The following is a 21099-nucleotide window of genomic DNA, read 5'->3' as shown; positions in this document are numbered from 1 at the left end:
TTAGAAGAGCCGATTCAGACCGTTGAGCGCGGCAACCCGATAGGCCTCGGCCATGGTCGGGTAGTTGAAGGTCGTCTCCGTGAAATAGCGCAGGTTGTTCCCCGCGCCTGGCTGCGACATGATGGCCTGGCCGATGTGAATGATCTCGGCGGCTTGCTCGCCGAAGCAGTGGATCCCGAGGATCTCTAACGTCTCGCGATGGAAGAGCAGCTTGAGCATTCCGACCGTGTGACCGGTGATCTGGGCGCGGGCGATGCTTTTGAAGTCAGCCTGAGCGACCTCGTAGGGAATCTGCAGCGCGGTGAGCTCCCGTTCACTGCGGCCGATGGAGCTGATCTCGGGAACCGTGTAGATCCCCGTCGGAAATTCCTCGATTAGGGTCCAATCGCATGACCCATCGGCGATGTGGGCACCAACGAAACGCCCCTGGTCGTAGCTGGCGCTGGCCAACGCCGGTGGTCCCGCAACGTCACCTACCGCGTAGATGTGCGGGTGCGTTGTCTGATAACTCTTATTCACCTCGATTTGGCCCCGCGTGTTGGCGGTCAAACCAATGGCGTCGAGCGCGAGTTCATGGGTGTTGCCGGTGCGGCCATTGGCCCACAGCAGGATGTCGGTCTTGAATTTTTTGCCCGACGCGCAATGCAGCACGATCCCGTCGTCACGTGTCTCGACGTACGAATAGGTCTCGTTGTGCCGAATCACCACGCCTTGCTGACGCAAGTGGTAGCCGAGTGCGTCCGTGATCTCGTCATCGAGGAAGGACAGGAGTCTGTCGCGGGTGTTGACCAGGTTCACCTTCACGTCGAGTGCGGCCATGATCGAGGCGTATTCGCAGCCGATGACCCCAGCGCCGTAGATGGTCATGGATCGTGGCGTGTACTGGAGTGCGAGGATCGAATCGCTGTCATAGACGCAGGGATGGCTGAAGTCGACGTCATCCGGTTGGTAGGGACGAGATCCTGTCGCGATGACGAAGTGCCGCGCTTGCAGTTGTTCGGCGATGCCTCCCGGGCGCTGCACCTCGATGCGCTGGGGATCCAAGAAGCGCGCGCGCCCGAACACCACTTCGACGCGATTGCGTTGATAGTAGCGGTAACGTGTCCTTACCTGCTCGTTGATGATCGTGTCAGCGGCACGCAAGAGGTCGGGAAAGGCCGCCTCGATTTGATGCTGTGTGTGCTGGAAGAGAGGGTTGCGACGATAATCCGCCAGCATCTGGATCGAATGACGCAATGCCTTGCTGGGGATGGTGCCCCAATGGGTGCATCCACCGCCGACGGCGTCATGGACCTCAACCACGGCAACACGCTGCCCTGCCTTGGCCAGCTTCATGGCGGCCCCCTCACCTGCGGGGCCAGAGCCAATCACGATGGTGTCGTAGGTCCTGCTGGTCATGGGGGCGGTCTCCGCTGAGGTGTCAAGGGCGGTTACGGGAGGGGTGGGGCCTTCCTCCGGGATACTGAACGGCGACTTCCGTGTCGCCGCGTGCAGACGCACTCACTCACCCGAGGCGGCTCGGGGAAGGCGTTGGGTCAAAGAAAGTCTGGCAAGCTCTGGCGAATGGACGCGGGCGGTTGCGTGGTCAGATTCTTGTCGATCTCGCCTGCAACCAGTTGCTTGAGAGGCGGGGATTGATGCTTGCGAAGGAGACCGAGAAACGCCGGGGCCGCGATCACGTAGAGTTTTTGGAACGCTCCCTTGTTGCGGCCGGTCTCCAGGGTATCGCAGATAAGACTCGCGAAGCGCTCCGCATTCTCCTGCCGATGTGCCCCTTCCGTGTCGATTCCGTGCGCGCCCCGAATGCTGTCATGTCCGCGTCCACCCTTGTCGGTTGTCAGGTCGCCCTCGTGCAGGCGGCCCTCGGGGAATGCAAGGGTATGGATCTCATACAGTGGGTCTGTGGCCTTGGTGGCAGTGAAGATGCGCGCGCGGCTGTTGTCAGCGGCCAATATCCAGGTTGACATGATGTCGCGGTACTCCTGTTTTGAGCCTGACGTTCTGAGCCCGGTCGTGCTCGACCGGGACCGGACCTCTCGCGCGGGCTGGCGATCATCGCGTGCATTGCCGGCAACCCCTGGATCACAGGGCCGCCCCGGTGAGGCGTCGGCTGCGACGGATGCTGGCGTCAGGATCCGCCGTTGGCGATTCCTGCGACCCTAGCGAAGGTCATAAGAGGATGCGAGTGTCAGCCGGGGCCTCGGTTGGACGGCTGGTTCAGCGCACCCGTCAACTTCAGTTTAACAGGCCCGGAGCGGAAGTCATGGGTGTGAGCGAGCCGGTTGCGCGGCCCGTCTGATGCAATCGAGATAGCCCGTCACATCGAAGGGGGCCTGATTGCGTTGCGACCTCCAGAGGGCCTCGGCAAGACAGTCCATCATCTGGTGTTCGCTAGCATGGGCATCACCACCGGTCGCTTGCATGAGCCCTTGATAGAGTCGCCGAATGCCCGTGGGCTGATCGATGCTGAGTTGCTCGAGAATCGCAAGGTGCAGGCCCAGGTGAAGGAAGGGGTTGGGCCGGCCTAGCTCAGGTGGGAAGTCCTGATCGAGCAGCGTCTCGGTCGCATCGAGGTGGACGTGATATTCAGGATGTTGGCGCAGGAGAAGCACAATCTGATCCTCCAGCGGCTCAAGTGGTACGCCGGCTTGAGCCTTTTGCCAAGCCTGGATGAAGATCCTGCGATGGCCTTGACGATCGGAGGGGAACATGTCGGCGTCCTTCAGGCGTGATGGATCTCGATGACGTGGGGCGGCCGTACGGCGAGCCCGCACAAAAACACAATTGGGTCAGAGCATAGTGGGTTAAACCGCCGCTGCTGTCTTGTCGCGATAGTCGCAGAGATCGGCGATCAGACACTCGGGACAGCGCGGCTTGCGCGCGAGACAGGTATAGCGTCCATGCAGGATCAACCAGTGATGGGCGTTCTTGAGAAAGCGCTTTGGAATGTGGCGGAGCAATGCTCGCTCGACGGCGAGTGGTGTCTTGCCCGGTGCGATGCCCGTCCGGTTAGAGACCCGGAAGATGTGAGTGTCGACCGCCATGGTGAGTTCTCCGAAAGCGGTGTTCAGAACGACATTGGCGGTCTTGCGCCCGACGCCCGGGAGTGACTCCAGAGCCTGACGGTCCCGTGGAACCTGCCCCTCATGCTCGGCGACGAGGATGGCGCAGGTCTTGATGATGTTCTTCGCCTTGCTATTGAACAGCCCGATGTTGCGGATGTGTGTCCTGAGTTCGTCCTCGCCGAGTGCGAGGATCGCCGAGGCTGTATTGGCGCGCGCGAAGAGCGGCTGGGTTGCCTTGTTGACGGATTTGTCGGTGGCTTGCGCCGAGAGGATGACGGCGATGAGCAACTCGAACGGTGAGCCGTGGATCAATTCGGTCGTCGGCGCCGGGTTGGCTGCGCTCCATCGCTCGAAGATCTGAATGCGCTTGTTCTGATTCATGACACCACAATGAGGTTTGCTCGGCGCCGTGACCGCCTGGTTGCGGCGGATCATCGCATCCCAGATCCTGCACGGGAACGGCATGCCTGAAGGATCGCGGCACCGGCATACTGAAATGCGATTGAAATGATCCGGTTGCTGGATAAACTATCAGCTTTGACGGTGGCAGAGAGATAACAACCACGATGCGTGGCGAATTGACACAACGTCAAGGTCAGATCCTGGAGCTGATCAAGGTTCATATTCAGGAGACCGGCGTGCCCCCAACACGCGCAGAGATCGCTGCGAAATTGGGCTTTCGTTCCGCTAACGCGGCAGAAGACCACTTGCGGGCCTTGGCGCGTCGTGGCGTGATCGAACTCACGCCGGGCCGCTCGCGCGGCATTCGCCTGATCGGGTCCAATCCGTGCCAGGGCGAGTGCCGGCTCCCGATCATCGGGCGGGTTGCCGCCGGGCGTCCGATCCTGTCCGCGCACCATGTCGAGGACGACTGTGGGATCGATCCGAACCTCTTCCGACCCCGCGCGGACTATCTGCTGCGCGTGCGCGGCGACAGCATGCGCGATGTCGGCATCCTGCACGGGGATCTCCTGGCCGTCCATGCCACCTCCCAGGCGCAGAGTGGCCAGATCGTCGTGGCGCGCTTAGACGACGAGGTCACCGTGAAGCGGTTGTATCGACCGGATGCGGCAGCGCACCTGGTGGAATTGCGTGCCGAGAATCCGGATTTTGCTCCGATCCTCGTGGATCTGAACGCGCAAGAGCTCGTGATCGAAGGCTTGGGTGTCGGGGTGCTCCGGGTCGGGTGGGGTGATCCACAGCCTCTGGCAACCGCGGCGCAAGCCCATCCCACGTCTTGAGATCAGCCGGAGTGGGTTCATCAAAGAAACGCGGGATGATGCTATAGTGTCTCGGAATTGGTTATCAGTGTCATAAGTGATCCTTGATCATGGGCACCATTCGTCCATGGGACGTCTAAAGCCCCCCAGAGATCGACCCACCACAGACTGACGGATACCCCTTGCTCCATCGTCATGTCAGGTCGGTTGGCGAGTCCGCACGCAGCGTACGGACTCGAAACAGAATCCGGACCCTGTCCATGCCGCATCTCCTGCTCGCCGTGACCGCTCACGGTTTTGGCCATCTGGCGCAGGTGGCTCCGGTGATCGATGAACTCATTCGACGTTGGCCCAGGTTGCGGCTCACGTTGCAGAGCGACATCGATCCCGATCTGGCCCGTCGCATTTTGCCCGCGCCGTTTCAGCATCTGCCGGAGGCAACCGACGTCGGTCTGCTCATGGACGGCCCCCTGCGCACGTGCTGGGCGGACAGTGTGAAGCACTATGCCGCATTCGAAGCCGATTACGACCAGCATCTTGAGCGTGAGATTAGTCTCTTGCGCGCCGCGGCCCCCGATTTGGTGTTGGCGGATGTCCCTTGGTTGCCGCTTGATGCCGCGCATCGGTTGGGCATCCCGGCCGTGGCTTTGTGCTCTCTGAATTGGTTTGATATTTTGCGCTTGGGGCCGGTTGCGGATCAGGTGCCGGCGACCGTGATGGAACGCATGCGAACCGTCTACGCGGGGGCCGACCTCTTCATTCGTCCGGCGCCTTCGATGCCGATGGAGTGGTTGCCGAACGCCCGGGACGTGGGTCCGATCGCGCGCCGTTACCCGGACCTTCGCGCGGCGCTTCGTGCGCGCCGCGGGATTCCGAACGAGCGCCCCTTGGTCCTGGTGCAATTCGGTGGCTTTGCGGGTTTCGATCCGCTACGCGACTGGCCTGAACAGGATGAGGTGCATTATTTGGTCCAGGAGCGTCCCGCACGCAGACGCCGCGATGCAACCAGCCTGAGCGCGCTGGGCTTGATCGTGCCTCAGGTCATTGGATCGTGCGACCTGATGATCTGCAAACCAGGCTACGGAACCTTCGCCGAGGCGGCGGTGAATCGCACCTCGGTTCTCTATGTGAAACGCGGCGATTGGCCAGAGGAACCCGCCTTGGTGACCTGGCTGACCGCACGCATGCCTGCCCGCGAAATCGCTTTGGATGCGCTCCTGGCTGGTCGCCTGAGCGACGCGATCGCGGACGTCTTGGGTGCGACGCAACCGCCCGCCCAAGCGCCAACCGGAGCCGCTGAGGTGGCGGATCTCCTCTCGCCCTGGCTCGGCTCCGCATCCATGGACCGAGGGGCCGGGCAAGGCGGCCCGGATGCGCCCCCGCTCCTGCCCGTCGACACAGCGAGGTGAACGGATGAAGCCAAGATCATGCGCATGCTCCGCGCACGTCAGACGCGGGCTTGCTGCCCTGGTACTGTGCGTGCCGCTCGTCAGCTGGGCGAGCCTGCCGGGGACCGTGCCTAAGGCCAACGCAGAGCCCGCGGATGCGGCCACGGCCTCAGCGCCTCAAGCCACCACCGCGGCGGCCACACGAACCACCTTCGCGGTCCCGCCACAGCGGCCGCGCCCCAGTCGCGCCGAAGTCAAGGCCATGATCCCAGCGGTCGCGCAGCGTCACGGGGTTGAAGTGGCGCTTGTCCAGGCGGTCGTCGCCGCGGAATCGAATTATGACGCGCACGCCATTTCCCGTGCCGGTGCGATCGGTCTCATGCAGTTGATGCCGCCCACGGCTGCCGATTATGGCGTGGTGTCGGTCGACGATCTATTTGATCCTAAGATCAATCTGGACACTGGCACCCGTCATCTGAAACGGCTCTTGCGCAAATACGACAATGACTATGGCCGGGTCATCATGGCCTACAATGCCGGGGAGGGGGTTGTCGATCGGACCAACAGTCAAGTGACCTATCGGGAGACCCTGAATTACACCGAGGCGGTGATCAATTTCTATCGCCGCAATGGAGGGACGCAGCCCACGCAGGCCGCGCTGAATCAGGTGCATGCGCTGCGCGGGACACGCAATCTTGGGGATGCCCGGCGCTTGATGAAACGCTACCTCGATCCCTCGCTGCTCTCCTTGAAGGTCAAACCATCGCTGGATCTGCATCGCTTGAATCCGGCGCTCCATGATGCTGGTCCAGAAAGCAGGCCGATGTTCGAACTTGGGTCACAGCGTTGGCCCTGAGTCTAGGGCATCCCAGGCTGAGGGCAGTGCCATGAACCAACAAGGCCATTCAGCGGGTTCCCGATGTCTTGAGCGCGTGTACTGGAGGGTTCGTACAGGCTGAGTGTGATCTGGCTCGCGCCACCGAGTGCGCGCCGCCGCGCATCGCTGATGAAACCGAGCGCTAGCGGTCCGCTCAGGCTTCCGGGGTCCAAACCAGAGTCCGCGCTTTGTTGACCTTTGCGGCGAGATCAGTCATCTTGAATTGGGGACAGCCACGTGTCGCGACGTTCGCCGCGTTACCATCGGCGCCGCCTCCGTCACATCAGCTTGGGTCATGCGGGTTTCCGCCCCGGCCAGCCGTAGCGACCGGGTCACCGCAAGGAAAGCAGGTCGATTCAACATGTTCGTCATCGCCGTTGGACATAGCACTGCCGCAGACATGGAGATCTGCGCCACTGCGCTCGTCGCGCAGACGACCGCCCAGTTGCATGGTGAAACACCTCATGCCGCGCTGCTCTTCTCCACCTTTGGTTTGGACCATGCCACCCTGCTGCGGGAGTTGAAGCGGCAATGGCCCGACTGTTCGATCGTGGGGGGAAGCTCGTATGGCGAGGTCTCGCGCGCACTCGGGTATCGCCTGGGTTCGTCATTGTTGATCCTGTTCGCGAGCGATACGATCGAGATCCGCACTGGCGTGCTACGCAATCTGAGGGGTGACGACGAACTCGCCCAAGCCGATTCCATCGAGCGACAATTGGGGCATCTGCGAGCACCGTCCGAACAGCCTGCCCTCGGCCTGCTGCTGCCAGACGGTCTGGGCGTGGACGGGACATCCGTGGTTCGAAACATTGCCAATGTCTTGCCGAAGACGCCATTGTTTGGCGGCTCGACTGCCGAAAACCTGCAGAATCAGCGGACCCTGCAGTTCTTCGAGACCGAGATCCTCGAGCACGCGGTTCCCTATCTCCTCTTTTTCGGTCCACTCCGGTTCAGTTGGTCGGTCACGCAGGGTTTGAGCGCGGGCTGGGATCCGGTCAGCGAGCGGCTGGACGCGGTGTGCGAGGGGCGTTTCATCCGCACGATCGAAGGGGAGCCGGTGTTCGATTACCTGACGACGCGCTACCCGGTAGAAGGTCGCGACTGGTCCTACGTCCATCCCTTCGCGATCTATCCAGATCGCGCGAGTGACGACCATTTGCTGTGTGATGTGATCCGTTTCGACACCGCAACGGGTATGCTTGAGTGCGCCCAGAGCCTGCCCAGCTTGTGTCAGATTCAATTGACCGAGCCAGATCCTCCTGCCATCGTCCGGGCGGCGCGCCGCAATCTGCTACAGACGCTCGCCAACGACGCGGAGCTGACTCCCGCCGCGGGGGTGCTGTGGTTTTCTTGTGTGAATCGCGCACTCGTGCTGGAGAAGGATCCGGCCGATGAATATCGCGCGGCGACCGAAGGTCTCGTGACCCAGATGCCGATCGTGGGTTTTCAAACCTACGGCGAGATCGCCCCGCGGGGACCCGCGGGGGATCCCTTCTACTATAGCTGTACCCTGGTGACACTGCTGTTGGGTGAGGTCCCGCGTCCGACTGGGCTTGCCGCCGATGCCGCTTCGGCGATCTCAACCGCCAATCTCAAGCTGCGCAATCAAGCCCTGGCCGAGTCGCTGAAGGCCGCGCAGGACGAGCTGGAGCAACTGCGCCTGAAGCTCTCGGAATCTGAATCCGTGGCGCGCTTGACCATGCATGGCCGCACCGAGCAACGATTGCGTTATCGTGCCCTCGCGCTCGATTTGCTCTGCGAGATCCTGGACTCACGCTTCAATGACGTCAGACGCGTGGCGATCAAGGGTGATGCACTCCGACTCAACAAATCCGGTCTTGCCCGGTTGATCGATGAACAGCATCGGCGACGCCATGACGCTCCCTTCCCACTGACGATCGCCCAATTGGCCCGCCTGCTCTCACCGGGGATGGATCAGGAGTAGCCCGGGTCGGACTGTCGCGTCATTCCCGTCCTGCCCAAGCGGATTCGGTTCGTGATGAGCCGAGTGGATTCCAGCACATCGCATCACCGGCGGCTGCCAATCGTCTCAGGGCTTGTGACGCGCATGCGGCACGAGTCTCTGCTTACAGGTGTCCTCAGAACCCTGCCCAGAATCAGAGTTCGCGCAGAAAAAAATTCTATCATATTAAAAATATTTATTGATTGATTGTATTATTGATTGATTACCCGATGTGAAAGATTTTTGCGCGATGGCCTCGTCGTTGCCTTGCGGGCGGTAAGATTGCCCGGGTTAATCCTGGAGCGGATGGAGACGCACGGATGAAAGAGCAAGAGAACCAGGCGCTGGGTGTCGACCAGACGGTGAGTCGAACCGCCTTCTCTTTCAAACGTGTGCAATCGAATCGACAACGATATGGCACTCGAACTCAATCTCTCGACCCCAAGCAGCGATCACTCACAGGAAGCAGATGACGATCTCTTTTCCTATCACATGCATCGGGTGGTCACCGCGCGGTTCGGTTGCCATCTCGAGGAGCTGAGCGGACGTCAGCTTTCGGAGGCGGCACGCCAGGCTGAACTGAACATCGATCTTGAGAATCAGGTTCTCGCCTCACCCGCTGCGCTCGGCGTGGTGATCCTGCCGCGCCATGTCTCGCTGGCCATCGCCGATCTCAATGCCTGCTACCCTGACCGAGACGCCTTCATGACGGCCCTGGGCCGTGATGGTCTGACGATCGACGCCCTGGCCTCTGGCCTGCGACGTCAACTGGTCTACGACGTGGTGTTGGAACGCGTCGCAGCCGATCATGCGCCCGTCGAGGCGGCCGATGAGTGGGCCGAATACCAGGCACATCCCGAGCGTTACTCTGATCCCGAGCGGAGGTTGGCGCGCCACCTGCTGGTGACATCCAGGGTGCTCGAGAGCTCACCAGCTGGGGCCGAGAAGTCCTCGACTTGGCTTGCGGAACTGGCCGCTGCCTTGGGCGAGGCGGGTCGTATCGAATCGCAGCAATTCGACGATCTCGCACGCCGTTATTCAGATGATCGTGCGACCGCTGTCGCTGGTGGTTTGCTCGGCGTGGTGGACCGCGGCCGGTTGCCCCCTGAACTCGACCTCGTCTTGTTCTCCTTGCGAGAGGGCGTGGTGAGCCAGCCCGTCATCACCGCCCGCGGGACGCACCTGCTGTACTGTGAGCGTGTGTATCCCGCGTGCCTCCGAGCTTTTAGCGAGGTTCGTGCGGCGATTCGCAACCGGCTCATCGAGCAACGGCGATGCGAGCACGTTCAACGTTGGCTGGCGAGCCTGACCACCACCGGGCACTGAAGCGAAAGCGCTTGGTGGCCGGCCCGCATCAGTCTCCCTCGGGTCGATCATCTCCAATGGTTCGGTCGATTCTCAGCCTTTTCTCGCCCCTCCGCGGTGACTCTCGAGGTCCCCCCGAATCCGGCTGAATGGACTGTTCGTACCTCCGATCTGGCTGTCTGAACCGGACGCCTGGTGTACGCCGCCGTCGGTGCTGTCGCCTCGGGCGCCCCTGATTCAGTCCAGGTGGTCTGACATGACGCGCGCTGCGGTCGAAGGGGCTGACGTCCTGATCCAAAATGTGCGCCGCGCTCAGTCCATGAGATTGGCCGCAACGCCCAATTCGGCGAGTCGCTCGCGACGTGTGGCGAGGTAGCGCTGAAAGCTTGGCTCCCATTGGTAGGCGCCGGTTGCAACATAATCCAAGGCACCATGGATGTGGAAGGCCTTGAAGTAGCCTTCGGTGCGAAACACCTCGCGACCGGCAGGATCGAAGAAGACCAGGGTCGGGGTGTAGGTGATCCCGAGTTCCTTCGCCCAGTCTTGAATCGGAATCTCGCGGCCGTCGACGGTTTGGATCCGCTCGGATGAATAGGTGTCTAACACCACACCGTCGAATGCGCTCAGTGAGTAGGCGACCGGCTCGCGGCGCAGGATGTCGAGATGCAATTCATCGCAGTCTCGGCAGATCGGTTGTTCAAACATCACGACCAGGGGACGCATGGAATGATCGCGGTTCTCCGCGAGCCGTGGTGGACTGGACAGGAAGCCGCCGACCTCGTGCATCGAGCCGGTTGCCTCGGCCGTGGGGAGATCCGCGACGAATTCCGCAAAGGATTCGCCGACCTGTTCACGCCGCTCGGCAACATACCGTAGGGCCGCTTGGAACCGATGAGGTGGGAAATAGCCATTGATCCGCAGTACCACCTGTCCCGCCTCGTCGAGCATCAGAATGGTCGGCGTGAACTGAACCTTTAGGGCGGCACCAAAGTCTTTCTCCGTGGTGGATTCGCCCGAGAAGCCGGTGACCTCACGATCGCCCCACAGATTGATGGCGACCACGTCGAACTGTTCACGCGTGTAATCGGCGATCGACGGCTGACCGAAGTTGTCCTGCAACAGCTTGACGCAGTAAGGGCAACCGTCTTGATAGAAATAAAGCATGAGGCGCCGATCCTCGGCCGTTGCGTCGGCGATGTCCTCGCGGATATCCAGGAAGGAGTTCTTGAACCAGTCTGGCTGTTCCTGATATCCGGGATTGACGAGTGCGGGACCGAGGTCGGCTGGCCCATCGGTGGCGGCTGTGACCAGTGAACTGGCCAGGAGCAGTGGCCAGCACATCTGGGCGATCCGCGTCGAGAATATCTTCATGGTTGCTCCTGTTCAGTGGTGTTCTCAAGGAGACTGCGCGGGCGGCGTGGGGGTTGCCCGTCATCTTTGTATGGTCTTGGATCCTGCTCCTGTCCGCTGCAAAGGCGGTGAGCGGAGGCGACCTGAGCGGGTCTGGCGTCGCGTGTACATTGCGAGGTGACGTTCAGGACGCACGCGACCTGAGTGCTGTCCGCATCTTGCATCAGACAATCCATCGTCAGGAATATTCTCGACGCGCCGATGGGGCGAGCCTGACGCCCCGGTGGCGATGCCGCGGTGAGGCGGCACGCGTGGCAGTCGGCGTGCGACTTAGATGGCGAATCAGGGGTCACGACCCATCGGTGATCCTGAATTCGTGTGAAGTAGGAGGCTCCAGCGTGCGTTCCTGCTCTGGAGCACAGTCAAACCGTCTGTCGATGGCGTAGGGAAACACATCCTCGAGGTGGCCGGCACGGATGTGATCCTGGCGCGCTCGCCACCAGCCTGGATCGAGCAAGTCACTGTGCAGCTCACGAAAGACCCGACGAATCCGAGGGTCGGTCAAGAGAAAGGTCTCGAATTCTTCCGGGAAGACGTCGTTCGGACCGACGCTGTACCAGACCTCCTCGGCCATCTCCATTTCGGGATAAGGCGCCTCTGGGATCTCGCGGAAGTTGCACTCGGTCAGATAGCAGAGTTCATCATAGTCGTAGAAGACCACGCGACCCTGGCGCGTCACCCCGAAATTCTTGAACAGAAAATCGCCTGGAAAGATATTGGCCGCGGCCAGTTGTTTAATGGCGTTGCCATACTCGCTGATCGCATGACGAATGTCGTCATCATCCGCGGTGTGAAGGTAAAGGTTCAGCGGCGACATGCGTCGCTCGATATAAAGATGTTTGATGATGAGCTGATCACCGTCCGACTCAAGGCTACTTGCGCAATCGTTCTCCAACATCTCGATGAGTGTTGGCGAAAATCGATGACGCGGAAAGGCGACGTGGGAATATTCCCAGGAATCCGCCATGCGTCCAACACGATCGTGCAGCTTGACGAGTTGGTACTTCTCCTTGACGGTTTCGCGCGTCATCTCCTTCGGTGGTGGAAAACGGTCCTTGATCACCTTGAAGACGAACGGGAAGGACGGCAGTGTGAAGACGCACATCACCATGCCGCGGATACCGGGTGCGATCACGAAGTCATCGGCGGAGTAGCGAAGATGTTTGAGGAAGTCACGATAGAATTCCGCCTTGCCGAATTTCTGCAGACCGATGGCAGTGTAGAGTTCAGCTTTGCCCTTGTGCGGGAGTAAGGGGCGTAAAAAGTCGATCACCGCCGCTGGCACTTCGGTGTCGACCATGAAATAGGCCCGCGAAAAACTGAAGACGTCGGATATCTCGTCCCCGCCCGACAACAGGGTGTCGACATAGAGACCGCCGGGCGAGTGGTCATGGCCCTCGTCGTTGAGGATCGGGATCGCGAAGGGAATTTGATCCGCGCCATTGATCGCCTTGCCGATGATATAGGCCGCCTTATTGCGGTAGAACGGCTCGGACAGGACGGCGAGCTGAAAATTTTGGTGCAGTGTGCGTCGCCGTGGAAAGCGATCCCGGATCGCACGCATCAAACAGCGGATGTCATGGCGACGGTGGCGGAAGGGGCGCTGGAACCCCATGTCGCTGAGCATGCGGGCGATGACATGCGCGAAACCGTCGCGTGCTGGATAGTACGGCCGGAAAATGGGGATTTCGGCCTCCAGATGCTCAGTCGAGATCATCGGCCAGACGAAGATGTAGCTGTTATTGTAGTAACGGCGATCGAACAGCCGACAAAAGACGGAATTATAGAAGGTTTCCGCGAGTTCTGGCTGATGGTGCAGGGGGAGCAGGCGCAGATACTCGATCTTGATCCGGCGCCACAGGACGTCATTGGGGTCGCGCAGGTGGAACTCGCGGCGCAGGAGCGCGACGGTTTCACCAATCCGGTCATCGTAAAAGGTGATGCGTTCGCGTGCCGCGGCCTGCACCTGCGCCCACTGCGCTGACTCGAAACGCGTGCGCGCCCCACCCGTGATCTCGCGGAACAACCGATAGTGACGACCGAATCCATCAAGAATCGCCTCGGCGATTTGTTTTGCTTCGGTCCAGGCCATGCGATCACCTCAAGGCATTTAGCTGTCGAATTACCGTCTCCAAGTCGCCCTGGGACGTTGGCTGGCGCGCCGGCGGGGCAGGATCTCCGCTAGTGGGGCGGAGGATGCATCGCAGAGATGCTGCGCGGTGACCGGCGAACGAGCGGAGGGCTCGGCCCGGACCCGGAATCCTGGCGCTGACCGGCAGGCTGTTCAGTGATCAGGACACAAGGCCTCTTCACTGACCAGGATGCCATCCTCGTCACAGTAGACGAGGTCACCCGGCACAAAGCGCACGCCGGCGAAGGTGATCGGAACATCCCGTTGTCCCTCGCCGCGCTTGAGGCTCTTGCGTGGATGCGTGGCGAGGGCCTTGACCCCGAGCGGCATAGCCGCGATCTCGCGGCTGTCGCGAATGCAGCCATGGAGGATGACCCCCGCCCAACCCTGTTCGACCGCGCTGCCCGCGATGAGGTCGCCCAGCATGGCACAGCGCAAGGATCCGCCGGCGTCGACGACCAACACGCGGCCGTGCCCGGGCTCGGCGAGTGTCGCTTTGACCAGCGAATTATCTTCGAAGCACTTCAGGGTGACCACGCGTCCATGGAAGCGGGTGTGCCCTCCGAAGTCGCGAAAAAGTGGATCACAGACGCGCACGCTCTCTTCGTATTGATCGACGAGATCGGCGGTTTTGAAATTGGGCTCAAGTGGCTTCATGGGGTCCTCGGTCGTCTGTATCGCGATGTTCGACCCAGCCCGATGAGGGGACCCGATGGAGCGGGCCGGATGAGCGAGTCGGTTCTCGACGACGCCGGCTCAGCACGGCTCCTCGAGGCGGCTCAGAATCACCGCGGGCAGAGGGCCAACCTCGGAATGTGCCGCGCTCATGCCTGCGTTGCACTGCGATTCCGAGCTTCGAGTATAGCGGAATGCTGCGACCGCACAATGCGTCCCGAGTGGCGATCCCTGTCTTCCAGGATGTCCTGTTGCAGGGCTTGAATCGCCTGGATCAGGGCATCGCGTTGCTGGAACAATGCCGGGATGCGATGTACCGCGGCGCTGCGTTCGAAACGGCTTGCCTCGAGCAGGAGTGAGGCCTGTTCGCAGAGTCGCTGATGCGAGGTTTCGAGTGGGATGAAGTTCGGCCGGTCGCTATAACGGGTCTTCCCTTCACCCGCAAGCCAGGCGCTGAATTCGCTGGCTTCGGCGCGCGGTTCGAGCGGCCTCGCGGCCGGGTCCGAGGACGCACTGCGAATGAGCCGTTTGACCCAGCCGCGGACCAGTGCCTCCAGGCTCAAGAGCGTGAGATCCTCCACCGTCCAATCCACCTTCGGGCGCTCGTTCCATAGGTATGGCACGGCATAGGTGGTCATCCAGGCTCGGAGTTGCTCGGGCGGCATGGGTTCGGCGATGCCATAGCCTTGCGCGAGCCGGCATCCGAGGTCCATCAACAGCAGTCCATGCATGGCCGATTCGACACCCTCGGCCACGACCTCGCGCTCGAAGGCATGCGCAATCCCGATGACGCCCTCGACGAGACAGCGGTCGTCGCGTGACCGCAGGATATCGCGGACCACGACTTGGTCGATCTTGACGATCTGTGCCGGGAGGCAGCGAAAATCAGTGAGTGACGCATAGCCATTGCCAAAGCCATCCAGCGCGAAACGCACATCGAGGACCGCACAGGCGCGGATGACCGAGGCCGTTGTCTCGACATCGTGCAGGGCCTCGGATTCAACGATCTCGAGTTGCAGGCGCGCCGGGGCAATCGTAGGGTGCCGGGCGAGCACGTCCTGCAGGCGGGTGATGAAGGCGGGATCATCAAGCGTGCAGCCGGATAGATTCAGGCTCATCGATAATCCAGGGTGATCCTGCTGCCACGCTTCCAGGAGCTCGAGCGCATGCTCCATGACCCACCAATCGAGGTCTTTCAGGAGCTCGTCGCCCTTCATGAGCGGTACGAATTCCCGTGCCGGCAGGAGCCCGCGTTCTGGATGCTCCCAACGCACCAGGGCTTCCACGCCCACGATTTGGCCGGAACGCATGTCCACCCGGGGTTGGACGTGCAGGCGCAGTTCATGCCCCTCGATCGCGGTGCGAATGCGCGACAACTCGGCCTTCTGTGCCTGATCGGACGGATCGTCGAGTGACTTGAAGAACTGATAGCGGTTGCGGCCCTGTTGCTTCGCCTGATACATGGCGTGGTCGGCATGTCGCAGCAGGGTGTCGGCATCCCCTGCGTCTTGCGGGAACAGCGTGGCGCCAAGACTGCCCGTGACCCCGAGTGTCTCGCCGTCGATGAGAATGGGTTGGGCGAGGGACGCGAGCACCCGCTCGAGCCCGGCCGCGCAATCCGAGAGGGACTCCAGGTGGGTCATGAGCAACACGAATTCGTCGCCCCCAAGACGCGCAACCGTATCCTGTTCGCCGACGCAGGCGCGGAGGCGGCTGGCGACCGTCATCAGAACCCGATCGCCCATTTTGTGTCCCAGGGTGTCGTTAATGGGTTTGAAGCCATCGAGATCCAGGTAACAGACGCCGAGCAGATCGCCACGCTCACGTGCTTGCGCAACCGCCTCGTCCATGCGCTCGGCGAGCAGCCGCCGGTTTGGGAGTCTGGTCAAGGGGTCGTAGAGGGCGATTTCTTCAAGTTTGCGCCGACTCTCGATCAGTTTCAGTTCATTGCGTCGTCGCTCGAAGGCCCCCCCGATCAGATCACCAAGAAAACCGAGCGCCCGCATCTCCGAATCGCGCCAAACACGCGGTTCGCTGACCATTTCGATGGCAACGAATCCGCCGAGCCGCCCGGCAACACGCAAGGCAACGGCCGCCACCGCGCGCACTTCGAGCTGCTCGAGTTGCTCCCGATCCACGCGCCAGGTTTCGGGTAGTCGCGCCACGTCGTCGATGCGAATGTCATCACCGTACTGGAGGGTTTCCATCCAGCGCGGGATGAGCGAGGTGGGCACGCGCGGGGCACTCGACTCATTCATCAAGCCCAAGCCGCTCGCGCTCCACTCGTGGGTGTTGCGCATACTCAGGCCATCGCGGCTCAGCACGAAGACGTAGGCCCGATCGGCATGCATGCGGCGGGCGACCGCGCCCAATGCATTTTCGACCACTGGCCCGACGGCGTCGGCCGGGGCCGCGACCAAGGAGCGCGAGGTCTCGACCAGGACCGTCTCGAGGGTCACCAGATAGGACAGGGCCCGCTCAGCCTGCTTGCGTTCGGTGATGTCGGTGCCTGAACCCAGGGCGCCGATAATGTGACCCGCCGGATCCAAGATCCGGCTGTTGTTCCACTCGATCAGACGCTCTGATCCGTCCGCGCAGAGGAGCGCACCCTCGATCCCGGAGATGAGTTCTGCGTGGTCGGCCTGCTCCACGTCGATCAGGTTGGCTAGGATGTGCCGGGTCCGAGGACGCTCCCGCTCCGGGATGAAGGTGTCGACCCAGTCACGACCGATGATCTGATCGCGCGCCAGGCCTAACACCAAGCACGCCTTGCGGTTGACGAGTCGAACGTGCCCCCGCGCGTCGATCCCGACCAGCACGACCGCGGCGATATCAAGAATGTGCTCGAGATCCGCGAGGCGTTGACTGAAGGCATCCGTTGCTCGAACCCCATGGAGCGGCGTCTCGGTCGCGCGATTCAGGAGCGTGCGACCCCCCTGGGTGCTGGTGCCCGCCTGATGGGGGGATGCGTTTGTTATCAGGGTGATGGAGAGCACGAGAGCGGCCGCGAAGAGCCAGATCAATGGATTCGTCCAGGCGAGCAACTGTCGGCGTTGTGCCGCTTCGATGGCCGCGAGCTCCATCACCAACGAGACGACCGGGAGGGGCGGCGGCGCAGCGTTGCTGGGGCTCGGTGTTGCTGGAGGATCGCCGAGCGCCATGATGGCGAGGAGGCGGCGCGGCTCGGTCAGGGTGGCGAACTGTGGTTGCATCGCCGCTGTGCGTGCCGCGTCAAGCAGGTTCGACCGCGTGGCGCTGTCCCCGTCGAACCAGCCAACCTGGGTCGACGTGAAGGTTCCTACCGGCTCTCCTGGTGCGTCCGCGATCAGGTCAAGCTCAAGCACCTGAAGGTCGAGACGTTCCAGGGCGAGGAGTCGCTCGACCCAATGCGTATCGGCCTCATCGAGTTCCAGTGGGATGGCGGCGGCGAGGCGCTCGAGCAAGGCGCTCGCGATCATTTCCTGCTGCGCGCGCGTCCTAGAGGGGATGTCAATGGCTGCCTGGTGGACGATCAAGACACTCATCGTCAACGCGACGGTGAGTGCGACCCATCCGGTTGTCGACCGTTGCGCCTGCGTGAGAATCATCCTGGAGCGGTTGCGCAATGGTGAACTCTATTCCTTGCAGCCTGGGGGCAAGAAGGGGGCAGAACTCTCAACCATCACTCTAACACGCTCAAGAAGCATGGGAAAAGTGACGCCGCGCAGGATGGGCGCTGGCGATCGAGCCGCCCGGATCAAGGGTTGTGCCTGCGCAGGGGCGTACCGGCACTCCCATCGGTATCGCGCCGTGAGGGGGCGCCTGGGTGCGAGCGTTTCGAGGTGGTTCGGCATGAGGGTCGGACACACTCGCGGCGGGAGCCACCGAGCCTGATCGAGCCACCGATACTGGGTGCGGACAAATGGGGGTCGCGGGTAATTCGAAGTGTGTCCAGAGCCGGCGAGCCGGCTCTGGACGAGGCGCTTAGAACTGCGCTTCCTCGGTTGAGCCACTCAAGGCGGTGACGGACGAGGCGCCACCCTGGATGGTCGTCGTGATGTCGTCAAAATAGCCCGCGCCGACCTCTTGCTGATGCGACACGAAGGTGTAGCCCTTTTCGCGCGCGGCGAATTCGGGAGCCTGGACCTTTTCGACATAATGACGCATCCCTTCGCCGCGGGCATAGTCATACGCCAGATCGAACATGTTGTACCACATACTGTGAATGCCGGCGAGGGTGATGAATTGGTATTTGTAACCCATGCTGGCAAGTTCGTCCTGGAACTTGGCAATGGTGGCATCATCGAGGTTCTTCTTCCAATTGAAGGAAGGAGAGCAGTTGTAGGCGAGCAGCTTGTTGGGGTTCTCACCGAGGACGGCCTGGGCGAATTCACGCGCGAACCCGAGATCCGGCGTCCCGGTTTCACACCACACCAGATCCGCGTAGGGCGCATAGGCAAGCCCGCGGCTGATGGCCTGTTCGAGACCGTTGCGCACCACGTAGAAGCCCTCGTCGGTGCGGGCGCCGGTGACGAAGGGGCGATCGTGATCATCGACGTCCGAAGTCAGGAGGTTGGCGGCTTCGGCATCGGTGCGCGCCAGCAGGAGGGTTGGAACACCCATGACATCGGCTGCCAAACGCGCCGCAATGAGTTTCTGTACGGCCTCGCGGGTCGGGACCAGGACCTTACCCCCCATGTGTCCGCATTTCTTCACCGCGGCCAGCTGATCCTCGAAGTGGACACCGGATGCCCCTGCGGCGATCATGTTCTTCATGAGTTCAAAGGCATTGAGCACGCCACCGAAGCCGGCCTCAGCATCGGCCACAATGGGGAGGAAATAGTCGATGTAGCCCGCATCGCCCGCTTCGATGCCTTTCGACCACTGAATTTCATCCGCGCGCTTGAAGGCGTTGTTGATGCGCCGCACCATCGTCGGGACCGAATCGTAGGCATAGAGCGACTGATCGGGATACATGGTCTCCGAGGTGTTGCCATCAGCGGCGACTTGCCATCCCGAGAGATAGATCGCCTCGATGCCGGCCTTGGCCTGTTGCATCGCTTGACCGCCCGTCAAGGCGCCCATGCAGTTGACATAGCCTTTCTTCGCGTCGCCACGGACAAGTGCCCAGAGTTTTTCGGCGCCCCGCCGCGCCAGGGTATGCTCGGGCTGCAGGGAGCCACGCAGACGCACCACATCCTCGGCCGAGTAGCCGCGCGAGACGTCGGTCCAGCGGGGGTTCTCGGCCCAATCCTGTTTGAGTGCCGCGATTTGCTCAAGCCGTGACATGGGGCGGGTGGAGGGGGTGCTCATGGTGATGCTCCGATTCGATTGTGAATGACCGTTCCGCTCGGTGGTGCGCGGCATCAGGACACCGCGTCGTACAGTGGTGACGACAAGACACTCGCGGATGTTTGACCGTTCAACTCGGTCTTAGATCGTGAAACTACCTTCGAGTCGATCATTTGGCGAACCAATTATCCTAATTTTTTGTATTGTATTTGATCATTCCCAATGAATCTTAACGCATTCCGAGACGAAGCCATGTCGCGCGGTCTGACCCGCGCGAACCTAGACCCTGATCCGCTGCGCCAGTTCGAACAGTGGTATCAGGCCGCGATCGAACTGGCGCTGCCGGAGCCCAACGGCATGACCCTCTGTACCGTTGCCGCAAGCGGCCAGCCGTTCGTGCGCACGGTCTTGCTGAAGCTCTATGATCAGCGCGGTTTCGTGTTCTTCACGAATTATCACAGCCGCAAGGCCGAGCAGATGGAGGTCAATCCTCGGGTCGCCGTGCTGTTTCCATGGCTGGCCGTGGCGCGGCAAGTGCAGATCCAGGGTCGGGTGGAGCGCATCACCAGTGCGGAGTCACTGCAATATTTCGTGACGCGGCCGCGGGGCAGCCAGATCGGAGCCTGGTCATCCCCGCAGAGCCAGGTCATTCGCTCACGGGCCTTGCTCGAGGCAAAAGTTGCGGAGATGAAATCGCGTTTCGGGGAAGGCAAGATCCCACTGCCGGACTTTTGGGGCGGTTATCGCATCGTCCCCGAGTCGCTCGAATTTTGGCAGGGCCGTGACAGCCGCCTCCATGATCGTTTCCTCTACAGCCGGGTCGATCCCGTCTCGGGCGAGGAGGAGGCGGCATCCTGGCGGATCGAGCGGCTTGCGCCCTAAGCTGAACCTGTGAACCTGAGAGAGTGGCTCCCTCCACCCCCTACTTGATGCAGCGGCCGATGCCGTCGCGCGATGGTGATGGAGCCTGGTGGCATGGTTTCGATACGTCGAACTCCTCGCGCATGTGCCGCGTACGCTCCAAGATCCGGTGATTCACAGGTGGCCTCTCAAGTGTGCGATCGCGGGTGTCGTGCAGCGCACTCGAGCCCCTTACACGAGCGGAGCGGCCGCGATCATTGCCATGCGAGCAACGAGTCATGAACGACAGCAACCCGAGCAACCCGAACGAGCCGGCAGCGATCTGCGTTGTTCGGCACGGCGAAACGGATTGGAATGTCACCGGCGTTCTACAGGGTTGGATCGATGTCCCCCTCAACGAGACCGGGTCCATGCAATCGCGGATGATGGCCGAACGCTGGCGTGATGCTGGCTTCACCTGCATTTGGACGAGTCCATTGCAGCGGGCGGCGCAGACGGCGGAGATTCTGGCGGTGGCTTGGGGATTGCCGCCCCCGCGCGCGAACGCCGATCTCAAGGAACGTCACTTCGGGCGAATTGAGGGCATGAGTAAGCGCGAAATCGCGCGGCGCCATCCGGGTTTGCACGAGGGCATTGTGCGGCGCGACCCTGCCTGTGAGTTCGAGCAGGGTGAGTCCTTGGAACACTTTGTCGAGCGGGTGCAACGGGGCGTTGGCGAGATTGCTCGCCAGCATCCCGGCGAAGCCGTTCTGCTGGTCACGCACGGTTGGGTAATGGACGTTTTGACCCGGCAGATCATGGGTCTGCCGATCGATCAGACCCTCGAGATGAAGCGCAAGAACGGCGAAGCGCTCTGGTTGCGCGTGACCCCGGGTCTTATCTTGCCGCAAGCGCCTATGGTTTAATGCCGATTCGCAAGGATCAGGACACCTG

Annotated in this window: 16 protein-coding genes; 7 read left to right on the top strand and 9 right to left on the bottom strand. The window is 61.7% G+C overall.

Annotated features, from left to right (window positions below; genetic code table 11):
• The 4 genes from sthA to nth all read right to left on the bottom strand — a co-directional run bounded on the left by sthA (position 1) and on the right by nth (position 3446).
• The gene (gene sthA, locus CKO25_RS06325) at positions 1 to 1398 is read right to left on the bottom strand and encodes a Si-specific NAD(P)(+) transhydrogenase (protein WP_200387067.1); all 1398 of its coding nucleotides are present in this window, start codon (positions 1396 to 1398) and stop codon (positions 1 to 3) included.
• A 137-nt stretch (positions 1399 to 1535) separates the two neighbouring features.
• Positions 1536 to 1967 carry a host attachment protein gene (locus tag CKO25_RS06320; protein WP_200387066.1) on the bottom strand — a complete coding sequence of 144 codons (432 nt, stop codon included), beginning with the start codon at positions 1965 to 1967 and terminating at the stop codon, positions 1536 to 1538.
• A gap of 294 nt (positions 1968 to 2261) precedes the next feature.
• The gene (locus CKO25_RS06315) at positions 2262 to 2711 is read right to left on the bottom strand and encodes a DUF1841 family protein (protein ID WP_200387065.1); all 450 of its coding nucleotides are present in this window, start codon (positions 2709 to 2711) and stop codon (positions 2262 to 2264) included.
• Between the two features lie 93 nt (positions 2712 to 2804).
• A complete protein-coding gene (gene nth / locus CKO25_RS06310; protein WP_200387103.1) occupies positions 2805 to 3446 on the bottom strand; it encodes an endonuclease III in 642 nt (213 codons plus the stop codon).
• A gap of 185 nt (positions 3447 to 3631) precedes the next feature.
• Here nth and lexA point away from each other — a divergent pair, with 185 nt between their 5' ends.
• From lexA to CKO25_RS06285, 5 genes are all read left to right on the top strand, one after another.
• Complete coding sequence (gene lexA / locus CKO25_RS06305) at positions 3632 to 4306, top strand: transcriptional repressor LexA (protein ID WP_200387064.1); 675 nt, start codon at positions 3632 to 3634, stop codon at positions 4304 to 4306.
• 239 nt (positions 4307 to 4545) lie between these two features.
• Positions 4546 to 5694, top strand: a complete 1149-nt coding sequence (locus CKO25_RS06300; protein WP_200387063.1) for a hypothetical protein — start codon at positions 4546 to 4548, stop codon at positions 5692 to 5694.
• A gap of 70 nt (positions 5695 to 5764) precedes the next feature.
• On the top strand, positions 5765 to 6529 hold the full coding sequence (locus CKO25_RS06295) for a lytic transglycosylase domain-containing protein (protein WP_338115075.1): 765 nt from the start codon (positions 5765 to 5767) through the stop codon (positions 6527 to 6529).
• Between the two features lie 382 nt (positions 6530 to 6911).
• Positions 6912 to 8495, top strand: a complete 1584-nt coding sequence (locus tag CKO25_RS06290; RefSeq protein ID WP_200387061.1) for an FIST signal transduction protein — start codon at positions 6912 to 6914, stop codon at positions 8493 to 8495.
• A 432-nt stretch (positions 8496 to 8927) separates the two neighbouring features.
• Positions 8928 to 9839: a peptidylprolyl isomerase gene (locus CKO25_RS06285; protein ID WP_200387060.1), complete on the top strand. Its 912-nt coding sequence runs from the start codon at positions 8928 to 8930 to the stop codon at positions 9837 to 9839.
• A gap of 291 nt (positions 9840 to 10130) precedes the next feature.
• Here the strand turns inward: CKO25_RS06285 and CKO25_RS06280 are convergent, their stop codons facing one another.
• The 5 genes from CKO25_RS06280 to aceA all read right to left on the bottom strand — a co-directional run bounded on the left by CKO25_RS06280 (position 10131) and on the right by aceA (position 19302).
• Entirely contained in the window at positions 10131 to 11189 is a 1059-nt protein-coding gene (locus CKO25_RS06280; RefSeq protein WP_200387059.1) for a thioredoxin fold domain-containing protein, read from the bottom strand.
• Positions 11190 to 11517: 328 nt separating this feature from the next.
• Positions 11518 to 13320, bottom strand: a complete 1803-nt coding sequence (gene aceK / locus CKO25_RS06275; RefSeq protein ID WP_242467449.1) for a bifunctional isocitrate dehydrogenase kinase/phosphatase — start codon at positions 13318 to 13320, stop codon at positions 11518 to 11520.
• A gap of 192 nt (positions 13321 to 13512) precedes the next feature.
• The gene (gene rraA, locus CKO25_RS06270; RefSeq protein WP_200387058.1) at positions 13513 to 14016 is read right to left on the bottom strand and encodes a ribonuclease E activity regulator RraA; all 504 of its coding nucleotides are present in this window, start codon (positions 14014 to 14016) and stop codon (positions 13513 to 13515) included.
• A gap of 167 nt (positions 14017 to 14183) precedes the next feature.
• Positions 14184 to 17558: a sensor domain-containing protein gene (locus CKO25_RS06265; RefSeq protein ID WP_200387057.1), complete on the bottom strand. Its 3375-nt coding sequence runs from the start codon at positions 17556 to 17558 to the stop codon at positions 14184 to 14186.
• Positions 17559 to 17997: 439 nt separating this feature from the next.
• Entirely contained in the window at positions 17998 to 19302 is a 1305-nt protein-coding gene (gene aceA, locus CKO25_RS06260; RefSeq protein WP_200387102.1) for an isocitrate lyase, read from the bottom strand.
• A gap of 225 nt (positions 19303 to 19527) precedes the next feature.
• Here aceA and pdxH point away from each other — a divergent pair, with 225 nt between their 5' ends.
• Positions 19528 to 20187, top strand: a complete 660-nt coding sequence (gene pdxH / locus CKO25_RS06255) for a pyridoxamine 5'-phosphate oxidase (RefSeq protein ID WP_200387056.1) — start codon at positions 19528 to 19530, stop codon at positions 20185 to 20187.
• A 257-nt stretch (positions 20188 to 20444) separates the two neighbouring features.
• Complete coding sequence (locus CKO25_RS06250) at positions 20445 to 21071, top strand: histidine phosphatase family protein (protein ID WP_200387055.1); 627 nt, start codon at positions 20445 to 20447, stop codon at positions 21069 to 21071.
• The last annotated feature ends 28 nt before the right edge of the window (positions 21072 to 21099 follow it).

It is taken from the genome of Thiocapsa imhoffii (genome assembly GCF_016583985.1).
In the GTDB taxonomy this organism is placed as follows: domain Bacteria; phylum Pseudomonadota; class Gammaproteobacteria; order Chromatiales; family Chromatiaceae; genus Thiocapsa; species Thiocapsa imhoffii.
The sequence above is the reverse complement of the archived record's forward strand: the minus strand, read 5'-3'. Positions and strand labels throughout refer to the sequence as shown.